The 16,300-nt window shown below is 62.9% G+C and carries 13 protein-coding genes and 1 pseudogene; 9 read left to right on the plus strand and 5 right to left on the minus strand.

Annotated elements, in window-relative coordinates; genetic code table 11:
* The first annotated feature begins 56 nt into the window (after positions 1 to 56).
* From FSB78_RS02545 to FSB78_RS02565, 5 genes are all read left to right on the plus strand, one after another.
* Positions 57 to 818, plus strand: a complete 762-nt coding sequence (locus tag FSB78_RS02545) for an ImuA family protein (RefSeq protein ID WP_242007945.1) — start codon at positions 57 to 59, stop codon at positions 816 to 818.
* 163 nt (positions 819 to 981) lie between these two features.
* The gene (locus FSB78_RS02550) at positions 982 to 2,523 is read left to right on the plus strand and encodes a Y-family DNA polymerase (protein WP_147079678.1); all 1,542 of its coding nucleotides are present in this window, start codon (positions 982 to 984) and stop codon (positions 2,521 to 2,523) included.
* Positions 2,520 to 5,783, plus strand: coding sequence for an error-prone DNA polymerase (locus tag FSB78_RS02555; RefSeq protein WP_147079680.1), 3,264 nt, complete (start codon positions 2,520 to 2,522; stop codon positions 5,781 to 5,783). Before FSB78_RS02550 ends, FSB78_RS02555 begins: the two co-directional genes overlap by 4 nt.
* Positions 5,783 to 6,070, plus strand: a complete 288-nt coding sequence (locus FSB78_RS02560; RefSeq protein WP_056015342.1) for a hypothetical protein — start codon at positions 5,783 to 5,785, stop codon at positions 6,068 to 6,070. The genes FSB78_RS02555 and FSB78_RS02560 overlap by 1 nt, the downstream gene beginning before the upstream one ends.
* Complete coding sequence (locus FSB78_RS02565; RefSeq protein WP_147079682.1) at positions 6,067 to 6,513, plus strand: hypothetical protein; 447 nt, start codon at positions 6,067 to 6,069, stop codon at positions 6,511 to 6,513. The genes FSB78_RS02560 and FSB78_RS02565 overlap by 4 nt, the downstream gene beginning before the upstream one ends.
* A 31-nt stretch (positions 6,514 to 6,544) precedes the next feature.
* Here FSB78_RS02565 and FSB78_RS02570 read toward each other — a convergent pair whose 3' ends face one another.
* Positions 6,545 to 7,354, minus strand: coding sequence for a SirB1 family protein (locus FSB78_RS02570; protein ID WP_147079684.1), 810 nt, complete (start codon positions 7,352 to 7,354; stop codon positions 6,545 to 6,547).
* A 357-nt stretch (positions 7,355 to 7,711) separates the two neighbouring features.
* Here FSB78_RS02570 and FSB78_RS02580 point away from each other — a divergent pair, with 357 nt between their 5' ends.
* A complete protein-coding gene (locus tag FSB78_RS02580) occupies positions 7,712 to 8,203 on the plus strand; it encodes a nucleoside deaminase (protein ID WP_055879861.1) in 492 nt (163 codons plus the stop codon).
* A gap of 424 nt (positions 8,204 to 8,627) precedes the next feature.
* Here the strand turns inward: FSB78_RS02580 and FSB78_RS19745 are convergent, their stop codons facing one another.
* Genes FSB78_RS19745 through FSB78_RS02595 form a run of 3 tightly spaced genes read right to left on the minus strand, consistent with a single transcriptional unit; the run spans position 8,628 to position 12,271 of the window.
* Positions 8,628 to 9,599, minus strand: a complete 972-nt coding sequence (locus tag FSB78_RS19745; protein ID WP_147079686.1) for a TniQ family protein — start codon at positions 9,597 to 9,599, stop codon at positions 8,628 to 8,630.
* Between the two features lie 3 nt (positions 9,600 to 9,602).
* Positions 9,603 to 10,514, minus strand: a complete 912-nt coding sequence (locus FSB78_RS02590) for a TniB family NTP-binding protein (protein WP_147079688.1) — start codon at positions 10,512 to 10,514, stop codon at positions 9,603 to 9,605.
* On the minus strand, positions 10,511 to 12,271 hold the full coding sequence (locus FSB78_RS02595; protein WP_082463427.1) for a Mu transposase C-terminal domain-containing protein: 1,761 nt from the start codon (positions 12,269 to 12,271) through the stop codon (positions 10,511 to 10,513). The genes FSB78_RS02590 and FSB78_RS02595 overlap by 4 nt, the downstream gene beginning before the upstream one ends.
* A 117-nt stretch (positions 12,272 to 12,388) precedes the next feature.
* Between FSB78_RS02595 and FSB78_RS02600 the strand changes: the two are divergent.
* Positions 12,389 to 13,069: pseudogene (locus FSB78_RS02600) on the plus strand (ATP-binding protein); the annotation flags it as partial.
* 37 nt (positions 13,070 to 13,106) lie between these two features.
* Here FSB78_RS02600 and FSB78_RS02605 read toward each other — a convergent pair.
* Positions 13,107 to 13,376, minus strand: a complete 270-nt coding sequence (locus FSB78_RS02605; protein ID WP_147079690.1) for a hypothetical protein — start codon at positions 13,374 to 13,376, stop codon at positions 13,107 to 13,109.
* Positions 13,377 to 13,543: 167 nt separating this feature from the next.
* Between FSB78_RS02605 and FSB78_RS02610 the strand changes: the two genes are divergently transcribed.
* Together FSB78_RS02610 and FSB78_RS02615 are read left to right on the plus strand one after the other, a co-directional pair.
* Positions 13,544 to 15,874 (plus strand): ribonuclease R family protein, encoded by a 2,331-nt coding sequence (locus tag FSB78_RS02610; RefSeq protein WP_147079692.1) that lies wholly within the window; start codon positions 13,544 to 13,546, stop codon positions 15,872 to 15,874.
* A 127-nt stretch (positions 15,875 to 16,001) separates the two neighbouring features.
* Entirely contained in the window at positions 16,002 to 16,298 is a 297-nt protein-coding gene (locus FSB78_RS02615) for a hypothetical protein (protein ID WP_147079694.1), read from the plus strand.
* Positions 16,299 to 16,300: the final 2 nt, after the last annotated feature.

Consider the following 16,300-nt stretch of genomic DNA (forward strand, 5'->3'; position numbering starts at 1 on the left):
TTGACCAAACGGTTCTGGTAACGGAACATAAAGGGAACAGGTAGAGTCTAGACATCATGATCACCGCCCTCGAGTCCCTGCCGACAACCATCGCCCACCTGCGGACAATCGCAACGCCGGTGGTGGATCACCGCATCATGCCGTTCGGTATCCCTGCGCTCGACGATCGCCTCGCAAGCAGGGGCCTTCGCGCTGGAGCACTGCACGAGGTCGCCGCACAAAGCTGTTCGATGGTCGACGATGCCGCAGCAACGCTGTTCCTCGCAGGCATCGCCGCGCGAGAAGCGGCGCATACAGGCGGACCGGTGCTGTGGGTGAGCTGTCGCAACGATCTCTATGCGCCGGGCTTGGAGCAGGCGGGGCTATCATCTGCCGACTTGATTCACGCACAACCCCGTGACGATGCAGCGTTACTGGCCGTCGTCGAGGACGCGGTGCGCGATGGAACGCCGTCAGCGGTGATCGCCGAGGTAAGCCGGATGTCGATGGTGGCGACCCGGCGCCTGCAACTGGTCGCGGCCGACGCCGACATTCCCGTTCTCATCCTGCGACGCAGACGTAATCGCGACCAGGATCCGCTCGCCGAGCCGTCTGCCGCCTGGACGCGCTGGAGGATCGCCAGTGCGTCGTCCGAGCGCCTTGGCGTCGCCGGCGTCGGCCGATCGCGGTGGCAGGTCGAGGTCGCACGACAGCGTGGCGGCGAAGCATTTTCAATGATTTTGGAGGGCTGCGATGAGACGGGTTGTCTCGCTGTTCCTGCCGCACTTGGCCATCGAGCGGCTGAGACGGCTGGACCGGCACGCTACGCGGCCGCCTGAGCGGCCAGCCCTTCAGCTTCCCGTCGACGACGATCCCGGTGCCTGTTCGGTACCGCGGGGCGGCGGGTGGCGGCCGGGTGCGCGGTGGGCTCGTGCCGACATGCCAACCAGGCAGGATGTGGAAGGTGAGATCGCAGCGCTGCCCGCGCATGCGAAACCACCCATGCGTGAACTTGGCCGACGATCGGAGGCGGCGAACCATCCGTTTCACGGACCAGCGCAAGCCGACAGTCACGACAGGGTCGCGGCGACCGTTGCTGCGTTCCACAGGGCGCCGCTTGCGCTGGTCGGCAAGGTTGGCCGGCGCGAAGAGGTCGTGGCCGCCTGCGATGGCGCAGCCGCGTTGGGGATTACTATCGGCATGGCCGCGACCCATGCGCGCGCACTGGTGTCCGATCTCGACATCCGACCGTCCGAGACCGAGGCGGATGCCGCGATGCTGGATCAGCTCGCGCTACGCGCGGTGCGCCGCTGGTCGCCGATCGCCGCGGCCACACCGCCCGACGGGCTGTGGCTTGACCTGACCGGCTGCGCGCATCTCCATGGCGGGGAAGAACGGTTCTGCCGGCGTCTGCGCGCGTTTTGCCAGCGTGCCGGGTTCACCGCGCGCGTGGCGGTTGCCGACACACCGGGCGCGGCACACGCTATTGCCCGGTTCGGGCCTGCCGACATCGCGATCGTGCCCACAGGGCGGACGGTCGAAGCGCTTAGCGGCCTACCGGTCGCGGCCTTGCGCCTAGCAGGCACCGCGCTCGTTGCCGCCCGCAAGTTCGGCTTCGAACGCGTCGCCGATCTTCTACCGGTCGCGCGCGGGCCTTTGGCACGCCGGCTCGGGCTGGCCGCAATCACGCGGCTCGATCAGGCACTCGGCGCGGTCGCCGAACCCATCACGCCGCGCACCGACGAGGTCATGCCGATCGTCGAACGCCGGCTGCTCGAACCGATCGTCACCGCAGACGCGATTGCGCAGGTCATGGAGGATCTCCTCGGCGACATGGCCGAGCTGCTGCGCGCGAAAGGGCTCGGCGTACGATCGTTGCGGCTTGGTGGGTTGCGCGTCGACGGCACCGAACAGGTCGTCGCGGTCGGCACCTCGCGTCCGACCCGTGAGGTTTCGCACCTGCTGCGGCTCATGAAGCTCAGGATCGAACGGATCGATCCCGGCTTGGGGCTTGAGCAATTCTATCTGGCGGCGCCGCACACCGAGCCGCTCGACGCGGTAGATCTCGGCGCGGTTCTCGCCGGTGAGGTGCTCGTGCGTGATCCGGCCCGTCTCGTCGATGTCGTCGCCGGCCGCATCGGCGCTGACGCCGTGTTCCGGATTGCGCCGGTCGAAAGTCACGTGCCCGAGCGTGCCGTTATGCGCGCGGACCCGGTGGTGGCGCCCGCGGGCTGGCCGAAATGGCGACGGCCGACGCGCCTGCTGGCGAGGCCCGAACCGCTATGGGGCGTCATAGCGCTGATGCCCGATCAGCCGCCCCGACGGTTCGAGTGGCGCGGTCGGCCGCACAAGGTGGTTGCCGGCGACGGCCCCGAGCGGATCCACGGCGAGTGGTGGCGTCGCGACGCGGAAGTATGGGCGGTGCGCGACTATTACCGCGTCGAAGACGAGACGGGCGGTCGCTACTGGGTGTTCCGACGTGGCGACGGGTTCGTCGAGGATACCGGCGATCTGAGCTGGTGGATGCACGGCGTGTTCGCATGACCGACTATGTCGAACTCCAGGTCCTCACGCACTTCTCGCTGCTACGCGGCGCCTCGAGCCCCGAGGAGCTGTTCGCGGCTGCAGCGCTGCTCGGCTATCCCTCGATCGGCGTCAGCGACATCGGCACCGTCGCAGGGGTGGTGCGCGCATGGGAAGCGCAGAAGGCGACGGGCGTTCGCTCGATCGCAGGCACGCGCGTCAATCTATCCTGCGGTCGGCAGTTGCTGCTCTACCCGACCAACCGCCCCGCCTGGTCGCGCCTGACGCGGCTGCTGACAGTGGGCAAGAAGCGGGCGGGGAAGGGTGGGTGTCTTCTCCACTGGCATGATCTCGAACCCTGGTCGGAAGGCATGATCGCCATCCTGCTGCCGCACGAGGCGGACGAGGAGAACCTGGCAGCACTTGCCGACCTGAAGACACTCTATGGCCGGCGTGGGTATATGGCATTGTTCCAGCGGCGCCGGCCGGACGATGCCGTGCGGATCGACGCGCTGGCGCGCCAGGCGGGCGGCGCTGGGGTTCGCGCGGTCGTGACGGGTGATGTCCTCTATCACACGCCCGAAGCACGGCTGCTGCAGGACGTGGTGACGGCCGTGCGCGAGAAATGCACCGTCGACGAGCTCGGCTACCGGCGCGAGGTTAATGCCGACCGTGCGCTCAAATCCCCCGACGAGATGGTCCGGCGGTTCAAGGCGTATCCCGATGCGCTACGCGCGAGCGTCGACATCGCGCGTCTGTGCACCTTCGATCTGGGCGAGCTGGCCTATCAGTATCCGCATGAGCGGCTAATCGACGGGCTGACCGCGCAAGAGGCGCTGCAGAAGCTCGCGGAAGACGCCGTCGACACGATGTTCAACGGCGCGGTGCCAGCTGCCTATACCGAGCAGATCGCCCATGAGATGAAGCTCATCGGCGAGCTTGGCTATGCGCCGTATTTCCTGACGGTTTACGCGATCGTCCGCGAAGCCCGCCGGCGCGGGATCCTGTGCCAGGGCCGTGGCTCGGCCGCCAACAGCTGCGTCTGCTTCGTGCTCGGCGTCACCTCGATCGACCCAATCAAGCACGAGCTGTTGTTCGAACGGTTCGTATCGGGCGAGCGCCGCGAGCCCCCCGATATCGACGTCGACTTCGAGCATGAACGCCGCGAAGAGATCATCCAGTGGATCTATGAGACCTATGGCCGCAACCACTCGGCGTTGACCGCGGTCGTTACACGCTACCGCGCCCGCGGCGCCGTGCGCGACGTCGGCAAGGCGCTTGGCCTGCCCGAGGATCTGACTTCGTCATTAGCTGGCCAGGTGTGGGGCTGGTCGGCCGAAGGCGTCGGCGAAAAGCAGGTCAACGAGCTGAACCTCGACATCGGCGATCGTCGCCTGCGCCTGACGCTCGAGCTGGCCCGCAAGCTGATCGGCGTACCGCGCCATATGAGCCAGCATCCAGGTGGCTTCGTCCTCACCCAGGACCGTCTCGACGATCTGGTCCCGATCGAGCCCGCCGCGATGGAAGATCGCCAGATCATCGAATGGGACAAGGACGACATCGATGCGCTGAAGTTCATGAAGGTCGACGTGCTGGGTCTCGGCATGCTCGGCTGCATGAACCGCGCCTTCAACATGCTCGAGGCGGACAAGGGGCTGCGGGTCGGTTTGGCCGATCTGCAGGACGACGATCCCGACGTCTATGCGATGATCTCGAAGGCCGATACGCTCGGCACCTTCCAGATCGAAAGCCGCGCGCAGATGAGCATGCTCCCGCGCATGAAGCCACGGCGCTTCTACGACCTCGTCATTCAGGTCGCGATCGTACGACCGGGACCGATCCAGGGCGACATGGTCCACCCGTATCTGCGCCGGCGCGAAGGGCTGGAGAAACCGGAATATCCACGACCCGAGCTGCGCGCGGTGCTGGAAAAGACGCTTGGCGTGCCGCTGTTCCAGGAGCAGGCGATGAAGGTCGCGATCGTCGGCGCGGGGTTCACGCCGGCCGAAGCCGATCAGCTGCGCCGCGCCATGGCGACGTTCAAATTCACAGGCGGCGTGTCGCACTTCAGCGAAAAGCTGATCGGGGGCATGGTCGAGCGCGGCTATCCACGTGAGTTTGCCGAGCGCACCTTCCGCCAGCTTGAAGGCTTCGGGTCCTACGGCTTCCCCGAAAGCCATGCCGCCTCGTTCGCCAAGATCTCCTACGCCTCGTCGTGGGTGAAGCATCATCACCCGGACGTGTTCTGCGCGAGCCTTATGAACGCGCAGCCGATGGGCTTCTACGCGCCCGCCCAGATCGTGCGCGATGCACGCGAGCACGGCGTTGTGGTTCGCCCCCCTTGCGTGAACGCAAGCCGTTGGGACTGCACGCTGGAGCCGTATGGCGGGCGGTACCTCGCCGTACGATTGGGACTCCGGCAGATCCGCGGCCTGTCCAACGCGGACGGCGCCAAGATCGTCGGTGCGCGCGAGCTGATCGCGTTCGAAAGCGTGGAGGACGTGTGGCGACGATCGGGCGTGCAGCGCGCCGTGATCGAGAAGCTCGCGGACGGCGATGCCTTTCATAGCTTTGGTGCCGATCGTCGGCAGGGCTTGTGGAAGGTGAGGGGGCTCGGCGAAGCGCCGCTGCCACTGTTCGCCGCGGCCGATCGCGCGGACCAGGCCGTCAGCACGGAAGGGATCGAGCCTGATGTCGAACTGCGCCCACTGACCGATGGTCGTGAGGTGATTGAGGACTACCGCGCGCTGCAACTCTCGCTGCGCGCGCATCCGCTGACCTTCGTCCGCGATGAGCTGGCCAGGCGTGGCGTAACCAAATGCGCGGACCTGGCCACCATCCGCGATGGACGCCATGTCGAGGTCGCCGGCATCATTCTCGTTCGCCAGAAGCCGGGGTCTGCCAAAGGCGTTCTGTTCATCACGATCGAAGACGAGACCGGGATCGCCAACGGCATCCTGTGGCCCGATCGGTTCGAGCGCCAGCGCCGCACCGTCATGTCCGCGTCGATGATCGGCATGAAGGGCAGGGTGCAGAAGGAGGGCGAGGTTATCCACGTCATCTGCGACCGGATCATCGACCATGGCGATCTGCTGCACCGGGTCGGCGAGATGTCGTTCCCGCACCGGACCGGCCGCGGTGACGGTGCGAAGCATGCCGGCTCCCCCGACCGCGGGGACAAGGGCTGGAGCCCTGCCCCTCGCGACTCTTACTGGCCGCCCCATGCGGACGGCATGGATCCGGAAGCTGTCATGAAGTTCAAATCTCACGACTTCCATTGATGGCCAAGCTCGTCCGTCATCAACGCGTTGTCATCGCGCTGTCGGTGCATATCTTGCGCGGCGGTGTCGCGCGCTGCTCGGACGCGCGTGTCGACGTCGTCGAAATCCGGTTGGCGCTGCGCTGCCTGCTGCCGCACTGCCCGGAACGCTGGCCACTCGAACTCTACTGGGATGCGGCAGCCCAAGAGAACGAGATCGGCAGGGCACAGGGCGTGACCGCGGCGTTCAACGGGATCGTCCGCCAGCTGCGCCGCGCCGGCTGTTATGAAGAGGTGTCTGAACCGTGAGTATGCGACTACCGCGAGCAGCCATTGCTCGCGTTCCCGAAGGCACGCGGATCGTCAGCGTCGAGCGCATGTCGCGGGCGTTCACCAAATATCATCTCGATGACCGACGCGCGTTGCACCGGTTCAAGATGGAAGAGCCACATGCGACGCCGCATGACCACCCCTGGAGTTTTGACACCGAGATCCTCGATGGCGGGTATGTCGAAGAAGTGTTCCATCTGGATGCGAGCGGCGGTTGGCACAGCGAGCTCGTTCATCGGCTTCCCGGTGAGACCTACCATGTCGATGCCGCGCACATTCACCGCATCGTTGAGCTGCCGACGGGTGAATGCTGGACGCTCGTTCGTGCAGGTCCCCACACGCGGGAAACCCGGTTCTGGCGGTTCGGAGACATTGTTCAGTCCCGGGCGTGGCATGAGCGACGGTGGATGCGCTTGGAATAAGGCGTCACGGCGAGCCAATCCACCGCAACGTTCAAGACAGCGTTGGCCGGGGAAGGGCATCGAGCGCTGCGGATACCTGCAGGCGCAGATCGTCATCCCGGGTAATTTCCAGCATCGCGCTGAGGCTGCTGCGGGCGCCGGCCACATCGCCTGCGACCAGCTGAAGTCTGGCTCGCTCCCACCAACCATGGGCGTGCGTGGGCGCCACGATCGTCATGCGGTCGTACAGGACCAGCGCGCGTGCGGGATCCCCGGCCTGCTCGGCACGGGTCGCCTGGTTGAGCAGCAGGCGGACGAGCGCCGACCGGTTCGACAGGGGAAGCATCCCGTCGGAAAACCGGGCCTGGCCCGTCATCTGCTCCAACAAGGCTTCCACCTGTTCAGGGGCGACGATGCGACCATCGTTGAAGGGATCGATGATCAGCGCATCCGACGCGTCGCCAAGGCGCACCAGGACGTGGCCGGGGGTATTGAGCGGCATCGCCGACCATCCGAGACGTCGTGCCATCGCCACATAGAGGATCGAGAGACTGATCGGCAGGCCGAGCCGTCGATCGACGACGGCGATCAAATCCGCATTCTGCGGATCGTCGTAGTGCACCCGGTCGCCAGAGAACCCAAACTCTTCGCCCATCACGCTGCTCAGGGCTTGAGCCTGAGCAGCGCTGCTCACTGCGTCGCCGTCAGCAGCGCGCAGGGCTATTTCTATGTCGGTCAGCTCGTCGATATATTCATCGAGATCGACACCGGGGTGATCGAGCGCTGCGAGTTCCAGGGCGGCCAGATCAAGCTCGATCTCTGTGTCTTCCATCAGCCCGAGATGAAGAATGCTATTGGTCATGAGCCGTTAGATGGGAGGCTGCTTCGACGGTTTCTATGGCGACGCCAGGATACGGCGCGCCTGATCCATGACCAGTTTATGATACGTGAGCAGCGACTGTGCGGCACAGCCGGTTCCGTCCCTGATCACGATCCTGGACCCTGCCGACATCGATACCTGGCTGCGTGGAACCTACGACGATATCGTTGGCCTGCAGAAACCCTACGACCCTGCCAAAATGACCGTCCGGGGGCCTGTCTTCCCAACACGCAGCAAGGAACGGTAGCATTCGGCTATCCTTGGCATTCGAAAATGACCGCGCCGAACGATCCATTGTGTCCGCTGCGTGTTGTAAGACGGTGACAGGGAGCCAAGACGATGACGCAAGAGGACGAACGCTGGATGCACGAAGCGATCGCAATCGCCCGATCGAAGGGTTCCGACCCCTCGACCTCACCGCTGGGGTGCGTGATCGTACTCGATGGCAAGGTTATCGCGGGCGAGCGCAATCAGACCAAGGAATTGCCGGACGCAACCGCGCATGCCGAGATGATGGCGATCAGACGGGCGTGTGAAAGCACCGGGGAATTGGAGCTGCGCGGTGCGACGCTCTACTCCACGCTGCAGCCCTGCGGCATGTGCACGATGGCGTCGATCTGGTCGAAGGTCGGGCGCGTTGTTTACGGGGCGGGCCGCGATGATGTCCACGAGATGTATTTCGAAGCACAGCACGTCGACACGCTGACGTTCATCGGCGACGCCTACCGCGACGATATCGTCATTGAGGGAGGCTGCCTTCGCGACGACTGCGCCAAGCTCTATTATGGTCCGGACGCAGAGCTGCCAGTCGACGAGCAGGCAAATCTATAGCGTGCTGCGGCTGCGCGTCCGTTCGGCGCTGAACGAATGACGGTATGTCGCCAGGTCTTTCCAACGCGGCGCGAAGAACGATAAACCGATGGCAGCTTTCGGTCTCGCCTGTTCGGCCGCCCCCCCCGAAGGATGAGCACCATGAATGACGCACAATGGGTTCTCGCTCGCACACGGTCAGACGAGCAACATGCGTGGCTTGCTGGTTTTGATGGAAATAGTCCGGTATGGGTGGCGAGTGTCGATAACGCCGTAATCTACCAACGCGAGGGTGCAGAAGCGGCAAGGCTGCGATGCACTGACCAGCCCGATCACGACGACGTTCTCTATGCCGTCTGCCATCTGAAGGCTGACGACACGACTCCTCCTTCTGCTGGCGACGGCCCTCTAAAAGACTGTCGATAAGTACAGAACGATGGCTGAATCAGGTTCCGTGTAGATATCTGTCCACCACCGTTGTATACTCAAACGGGATTGAACTCCGATCTCCTCGAAGGGCCCAGGAACGCCACATGCCTGCTTCCGCGCAGAGTGCGACGAACTTGTACGGCCAACCATCCAGTAACTGCGCAACAATTGCCATCATCCTATGCCTTTCGCTACTCGACAAAAACTCCGGAGCCGAGATAATACCTTCAAAAATTGGCTCACTGGGATCCCCGCCATTGTGTCTGCATACGGTTTCTCTCAACCGCTGAGCTCGAGGGTTGGCAGTCACAATCGAGAGGATCTGTCGAACTAGGTTGAAGAAGGCAAGTGGGTAGATATTACTGAATGCTTCGGGCGGGTGGGCGCGACCGGCAAGAATTTCACGAAAGTTATGTTCGAGTTGAAGCGCTTTTGAGTCCGCGATCACGTGAGGGTAAGAGCGTCGATCACTTCCGCAAACGTGGCAACACGGATCAAGTCCTTGGTGAGGCACTGCAGGAGAACCGCAGTCTATGCAGCGGTCGGCAAGCACAATTCCATGTTTTGAACACGTGCTTACTATGGCGAGGCGCCAATTTTTCCGGTAATACGCCTGTCTATCAGTGCTGAGGCAAATTGCGCACCATTGCTGACCTCCTCGGCGCCGAGTTCGGTGATAAATTCCGAGAGGCAAAATCCAACGAGAAGCATTAGTTATTCGAATGCGTTCATATAAGATGCCCTCTAGTGAATAGAGGGTCGTAGCCCAGGCTTCATTTTCGCCTGTTCCAGTTAGTCTGGCTAAGTCATTTACGACATCGCGCGGTGCCATTGCATCGAGATCTCGGTTCCAAAGCTGTCTTCCTGGCCAAATCAAGTGAGAAAAAGTCTGCAATTTTGGAGAGTTACCGTGGGCAACACGTAACAGCCATGACGATAATAATTCGTCGACTTGTGGTTTGGGCCGCCATGGCAAAAGCGGTTTCAATAGTTAATCTCGATACCCCAACGAAAGCTCGGCCGCCCGTCGGCGATCCCCTGGCGGAATCCAGCGCAATCCGTCGATAACGGAGGCATCGATCCGCTCGGCTCCGTTCTGTATCGCTTCTGCAGCCGCTGCATTAACCAGGCGGACAATCTCCCCTATCGTTCCTCCAGACAAGGCAAGCACCCGGCTCATAATATCGGGTTGTGACAGTTCAGACGCGTGTTGTAGCGGTAAAGTCGACTCTAAAGTGTTCAGTAGAGCTCGAGTTCCGTTCTCTGAGGTCCATTTAGGAAGCGGCCAATGCTCAAAACGGTTTGCAAGCTGCTCGTCTGATTGCAGTGCGCGAACCGCAGTTATGAGGCCGCAGCCAACGAGGTGTATTTGCTTTTCATTCGAGACGTAACGAAGTACATTTAAGAATGCGCGTTGCTGTTCAACTCGACCGGAATGGATATTATGTAATTCATCAATAACTAGGACCTTTAAACCTACCGCTTCAACTAAACGTAGTGCTTGGCTCTGTAGTTGGCTCAAAATAGCCGTTCTACGGACTGGTGCGTTTAGACGATCTAGGATAGAGGTGTAGAACTGTCGAGGATCAGGTGTCGGCGGCATTTGAACATATAATACTTTTGCGGTGATGGCCTCGGCAGAGGGGTCGTCGTCGGGGGGATGTAGCCCGATAAAACGATTAACGAGCATTGTCTTGCCGTTGTTAGTGGGTCCCGAGATAAGAATACTCGCGGGACGGTGCGACCTTTTGCTTATTAATAATTCTTCTAACCGATCTGAAATGCGTTTGGCGGTGCCATAGGCGACGAAGGGTTGAGCCTTCAGCGCTTCCAGCCTGACTTCCGGAGATGCCCCAATTATAGCGTGAATTTTTGGTGTGAGGCGGCGCAGAGGAGCGTTCACTCGAGTATCTCGAAAACGTCATCTTCGTCTGGCGCTGCAGCTTCCGTATATCTCCAAGGAGCCTGTGGAAGAGGCGACTGGGGGAGCATCGTGTCACTGGGAGCGTTCGAGTTGCCCGCATCGTTCCGCGCTCTCCGTTCTACGGCAAGTCGAGAACGTCGCGCTTGTGATTTATTGCCTGCCGCTGTGTTCGCGATCTGGCGCTGGGCTTCTACTGCTGCGAACAATGCCGTTTCGTCATAGTCCGCTCGTCCCTCCGCCCGTATTGCTCTGCGGCCGGCCTCAAGTTCCCACAATGACAATGAAGGCCGCGAGATTTCTTTCGTTCCGATGCGGTAATAACGGTTCTCGTCTGGGGCTAACAACCAGATCGCTGAAACGTCGCGCGGGTCACGCCTGACCAAAAAATCCCGGTGTTTTCCATCCATTAGGTAGCGGCGCAAAATATCGTCCATATAATGGACGCCGCCCCACCGAATACCTCTTTGCGTAAGCCTTCGGCGTTCCATTGGCAAAAAATCGATGAGTAATCGTTGGGGGTCCTGAATTTCTGTCGGGACACCCCGTCCGCGCTCACTCTTGTCACCGAATATACCCTGCATCCACTTGGTATTCGGAGTCAGGCCATGGTGCTTGTGAGGCGTGCAATGATATTGGCCCGCAAAAAAGGTAGCGAACATTAACTCCAGCTCGGGGAGCGTCATCGCTGCATCTCGATCTGGATCCCTGTCTCCTCGCTCGATGATCGATGAACCGGTTGCCCCAGGCAACGTCTTAACTGACGACATCGCTGTCCTCATCATTCTCTCAATAATACCCCCAAAGTGTGGCATGCCTCCAGGCCTGAAATTGATTTGCATGCCCCAGGCGTCGCATCCGCGCTGAACAGCTTCTGAGTGAAAGTCGGAACCGTTATCGACATAAATTTCGTCTGGCCTACCGTACATTGGCCATGGAAACTGCAAACCAATCTTACCTGACCAATCGTCCTTGGGTAGGATGGAATGGACTAGACACAATCCGACGGACGTTGCCGAAGGGGCTTCAAGCGATAGGTGGAATCCTAGGACGGATCTAGAAAACTCGTCGAGGGCGATCGTGATGAACGGTCTTTGAAGAGGGAGTCTGTTCTTTTCGTCGACGACAATGAGATCAACCTTCGTGTGATCAATTTGAACCCGTTGAAGCGGAGCGTTTGTGACAGGTGTTGCGCCCGACACCGGACGGAACCGCTCGCCAGCCTTCTTTCTGCCCTCTCGTGCTGCGACTATTTCAATTTCTGGAATGCGGGCAAGCCGTCGGCGAATTGAGTCGGTGCTTGGAAGCTTTAAACCTTCCAACGTACAAATACGTCGAATTTCGCGCACAGTTTGAACAATGGTCGGCCGCATACGGCTGAGATGATGTGTCTCAAACACCCGAACGATGATCGCTTCGACCTTCGGATCGAGAAAACTTCGTCCGCGGGTGCCTCGTCTCTTTGGAGGCAAAAGGTCGCGAAGCCGTCGGGTGCTGCGATACCGCTTTATGATGGTCCAGACAGTCCTTGTAGAGCAACCGATCTGCTTAGCCGCGTCGCTGACGTCCGCGACCGAGCATCGGTCACGTGCTACAAGCGGCTCGATGATGCCCCTGCGAATCACCGCAGTTGCGATCTCGGTATCGGTTAACTCTGCGCCGTCCACCCCAGAGTTTGAGGCTAAGATAGCACCTAGATCTTCGGAATCGGCGGCATGGATTGGCATGTTGCGGAACATCTAACGTAAGCCGCCGGAGCGCAAGGCTGACGCAGTGCAACGAAACGTGCGGTATAGTGCAGCGGAATGTGCGTCATTGATCAGCCGTGACTGTCGCTTGGTGCAACGAAAGGGAAGCTTTCCACAGGCGGGCTGAAGGTGAAGCCGGGCGAGGTCAGCCTGGCGCATCTGGGCGTGCTGTTCCTCGACGAGCTGCCGGAATTCCAGCGCGCGGTGCTCGATTCGCTCCGCCAGCCGCTCGAGACGGGCACGGTGAGCGTCGCGCGCGCAAATGCCCATGTCACCTTTCCTGCGCGCGTGCAGTTGGTGGCCGCGATGAACCCGTGTCGTTGCGGCCATCTCGGTGACGCCAGCCTTGCCTGTGCACGGGCGCCGCGGTGTGCGGCAGAGTATCAGGGCAAGGTTTCGGGCCCATTGCTCGATCGCATCGACCTTCACGTCGATGTCTCGGCGGTCAGCGCCGCCGATCTCGTCCTGCCGCCCCCGACCGAAGGATCCGCCGAGGTCGCCGCGCGCGTCGCCGCTGCGCGCCGGGTGCAGGCGGTGCGGTACAGCGATCATCCGGTACGGACCAATGCGGAGGCCGACGGGCCGTTGCTGGACGCGGTTGCGATGCCCGACGAGCCGGGCCGCAAGTTGCTGGCGCAAGCGGCAGAGGCGATGCGCCTGACCGCGCGGGGCTATACGCGGATACTCAGGGTCGGCAGGACGATCGCGGACCTGGCCGGCGCGGACCAGGTCACGCGCATTCATGTGGCGGAGGCGCTCAGCTATCGGCGACGACCGCCGACGAACTGACGCCTTCCTGCCCGACGACGCCCAGTTCGTCCGACGCTCAGTTCGCCCGGCGGTGCTTCCCGCCATAGCGGTGGCCGACATAGTCACCGATCCGTGCAATCTCGCTGGCGGCCGCCTGCGCGCTCTTCGCCGCACAGGGTAGCGGGTCGTGCGCCTGATCGGTGGCCCGCGCCTGCACGGTCGCGCACAATTCCTCGATGTCGGCGCGCGACAGGATGTTCTTTTCGCGCAACAGGCAGATGAGGCTTTGCAGAATCACGAGATTCTTGTCGTCGCGTTCGGCTTCGAGCGTTGGGTACGGAGTCATGGATCGCTCCTATGGGGTTGTTTCGACCAGACTATGCCGATCGTGTCCATATGCAAGCGGTCATATCGAACGCGTGGTTTGGCGTGGGCCGATCGTCGGGCCAGCGGGCGCCGCCGCGTCGTAGCGGCGGATTTGGCGAAGTGCCCGGGACCGCCTATCTCGGGCAGATGCACAAACCGAAAGCCGGGCTTCCGACCCGCGAACAGATCCTGGATTTCATCGCCACCTCCAACGTTCCCGCGGGCAAGCGCGAGATCGCCAAGAGCTTCGGCCTCAGCGCACAGGACAAGATCGGCCTGAAGGCGTTGCTGAAGGACATGGCCGACGAGGGGCTGATCGATTCGGCCCCGGGCCGCGCCTTCCACAAGATGGGCGGCGTCCCCAAGGTGACGGTGCTCCGGATCGTCGATGTCGACGATGGCGGCAACGTCTGGGCCGTGCCCGAGCGCTGGGAGGCCGAAGGCGTGCCGCCGCCCCGGCTTCGCGTCCGCGAACGCAAGCGCGGGGCGCTGGGCGTCGGCGAACGCATCCTCGCCCGCACCGAAGAGGCGGGCAATGGCTGGATCGCGCAGCCGATGAAGGTGCTTGCGCCTGCCTCCGAACAGGTCCTCGGCGTGCTCCGCGAAGAGGGCGGCAAGCTGTGGCTGACCGGCGTCGACAAGCGCGAGCGCCGCGAGTTCGCGGTCGCCGATGCGGGGCAGGCGGCACCCGGTGACCTCGTGCTCGCCGAACTCGCCGGCAAGCCGCCGCGGATCTCGGCCCGGGTCGTGTCGCGGCTGGGCGACCCGTTCGCGGCGCGCAGCTTCTCGTTGATCGCGATCCACAAGCTCGGCATCCCCGATACCTTCTCGCAGGAAGCGCTCGACGAGGCGAAGCAGGTTGCGGCGCAACCGCTCGGCGAGGGGCGCGAAGACCTGCGTCACCTGCCGATCATCGCGATCGACCCCGAGGATGCGCGCGATCACGACGACGCGGTCTGGGCCGAAGCGGACGACGACCCCGCCAACCCTGGCGGGTGGAAGGCGATCGTCGCGATCGCCGATGTCAGCTTCTATGTCCGGCCGAAGTCGGAGATCGACCGCGAGGCGCGGCGTCGCGGCAACTCGGTCTATTTTCCCGACCGCGTCGTGCCGATGCTGCCCGAGATCCTGTCGGCGGATATATGTTCGCTGAAGGAGCATGAGGACCGCGCGGCGCTCGCCTGCCATCTGCGGATCGCCAAGGACGGGACGCTGGAGTCATGGCGCTTCACGCGCGCGGTGGTGCGGCTGGCGGCGAATCTTTCATATGAAGAAGCGCAGGCGGCGATCGATGCTGCTTCTCCCCCCCTCCCGCTTGTGGGAGGGGCCGGGGGTAGGGTCGCGCCCTCGATGGACGCTGACGCGGATAGCGCGGGCCCACCCCCCAGCCCCCTCCCGCAGGCGGGAAGGGAAGGGATTCTCGCCATCCTCCGTCCCCTCTGGTCGTGCTGGCACGCGCTGGCCAAGGCTCGCGACGCGCGGGCGCCGCTCGACCTCGACCTGCCCGAACGGCGCGTCGTGCTCGACGAGACGGGGCGCATCATGTCGGTCGCACCACGCGAGCGGCTCGACGCGCACCGGCTGATCGAGGATTACATGATCGCTGCCAATGTCGCCGCGGCCAAGGCGCTCGAGGCCAAGAAGGCGCCGGTCATGTACCGCATCCACGAGCCCCCCAGCCGCGAGAAGCTCGCCGCGCTGAAAGAGTATCTCGATACCTTCGATATCCCCTTCGCCCTGGGGCAGGTCGTGCGCCCGGCGACGTTCAATCACGTCATCGAGCGGATCGGGCCCGATAGTCCCTGGTCGGATTTCCTGCCGCAGGTGATGGAGCAGATTCTCAGGACCCAGACCCAGGCCTATTACGCGCCCGCCAACCACGGGCATTTCGGGCTGGGTCTCGGCAGCTACGCGCATTTTACCTCGCCGATCCGGCGCTATGCCGACCTGCTGGTCCACCGCGCGCTGGTCGGAGCCTATGCGCTGGGGCCGGGCGGGCTGCCCGCCGACGATGCGGCTGCGATGGATTCGATCGGCGAGATCATCAGCCGGCTCGAACGCCGCGCGATGGAAGCCGAGCGCGATACCACCGATCGCTATGTCGCCGCGTTCCTGTCCGAACGCGTCGGTCAGATCATGGACGTGCGCATAACCGGCGTGACCAATTTCGGCTTCTTCGCGACGGTCGAGGGGATCGGCGGCGACGGGCTGATGCCGGTGCGCGACCTGGGCAACGACTATTTCCGCTTCGACGAAGGCGCGCGCACGCTGACGGGCGAGAATACGGGCGAGAAGTTTGCACAGGGCCAGCGGCTCGAACTCAAGCTCGCCGAGGCGAACCCGGTATCGGGCGCGTTGCGCTTCGAGATGCCCGAGGGCAAGCGGGCGGCGCCGACGCGCGACGCGCGCAAGCCGGGCCGCGTGATCAAGCACCGCGGCCGACCGACCAACATCCGCCATCAGGGGAAGCGGCGTTAGGGTTTCGGCAAAGCGTTGGGGCTAGGTCGGAATTCCGATATAAGGTAGCTTAGCGTCGGCTCTGTATCGTGCGCCGCGGAATTGCGCGGTAGACGGCAGGGGCGTGCGATGATCCGGGGGGACTGGCATGTTGGGATTGTTCAGGGGCGCGAGACGCAGACGTATCGTCAACGATTTCGTCGCGGTCGGCGCAACGCGTGCCCGGAGCGCTATCCCGTATGATCCGCTCGATGCCGCGACCTTTCGCCGACTCCGCGGCTATGGGGTGATCGTCGACGATGGTCATGGCCGCTATCATCTCGATGCGACACGGCTCGGCCTTCTGCGCGGTGCCGTGCGCCGGCGAGCCGCCGCGGTCGCGGGCGCAACCGGTCTGCTCGCCAGCGCTGCGGCGGCGATGACGGTGTTCGCGCTGGCTGAATAGCG

The sequence above is a fragment of the Sphingomonas ginsenosidivorax genome (assembly GCF_007995065.1).
Lineage (GTDB): Bacteria > Pseudomonadota > Alphaproteobacteria > Sphingomonadales > Sphingomonadaceae > Sphingomonas > Sphingomonas ginsenosidivorax.

What these genes read in the sequence shown, in the direction of transcription:
- FSB78_RS02545 (WP_242007945.1), top strand. Translation starts at nt 57, where the DNA reads ATGATCACCGCCCTCGAGTCCCTGCCGACAACCATCGCCCACCTGCGG.
- FSB78_RS02550 (WP_147079678.1), top strand. Translation starts at nt 982, where the DNA reads ATGCGTGAACTTGGCCGACGATCGGAGGCGGCGAACCATCCGTTTCAC.
- FSB78_RS02555 (WP_147079680.1), top strand. Translation starts at nt 2,520, where the DNA reads ATGACCGACTATGTCGAACTCCAGGTCCTCACGCACTTCTCGCTGCTA.
- FSB78_RS02560 (WP_056015342.1), top strand. Translation starts at nt 5,783, where the DNA reads ATGGCCAAGCTCGTCCGTCATCAACGCGTTGTCATCGCGCTGTCGGTG.
- FSB78_RS02570 (WP_147079684.1), bottom strand. Translation starts at nt 7,354, where the DNA reads ATGACCAATAGCATTCTTCATCTCGGGCTGATGGAAGACACAGAGATC.
- FSB78_RS02580 (WP_055879861.1), top strand. Translation starts at nt 7,712, where the DNA reads ATGACGCAAGAGGACGAACGCTGGATGCACGAAGCGATCGCAATCGCC.
- FSB78_RS02595 (WP_082463427.1), bottom strand. Translation starts at nt 12,271, where the DNA reads ATGTTCCGCAACATGCCAATCCATGCCGCCGATTCCGAAGATCTAGGT.
- FSB78_RS02605 (WP_147079690.1), bottom strand. Translation starts at nt 13,376, where the DNA reads ATGACTCCGTACCCAACGCTCGAAGCCGAACGCGACGACAAGAATCTC.
- FSB78_RS02610 (WP_147079692.1), top strand. Translation starts at nt 13,544, where the DNA reads ATGCACAAACCGAAAGCCGGGCTTCCGACCCGCGAACAGATCCTGGAT.
- FSB78_RS02615 (WP_147079694.1), top strand. Translation starts at nt 16,002, where the DNA reads ATGTTGGGATTGTTCAGGGGCGCGAGACGCAGACGTATCGTCAACGAT.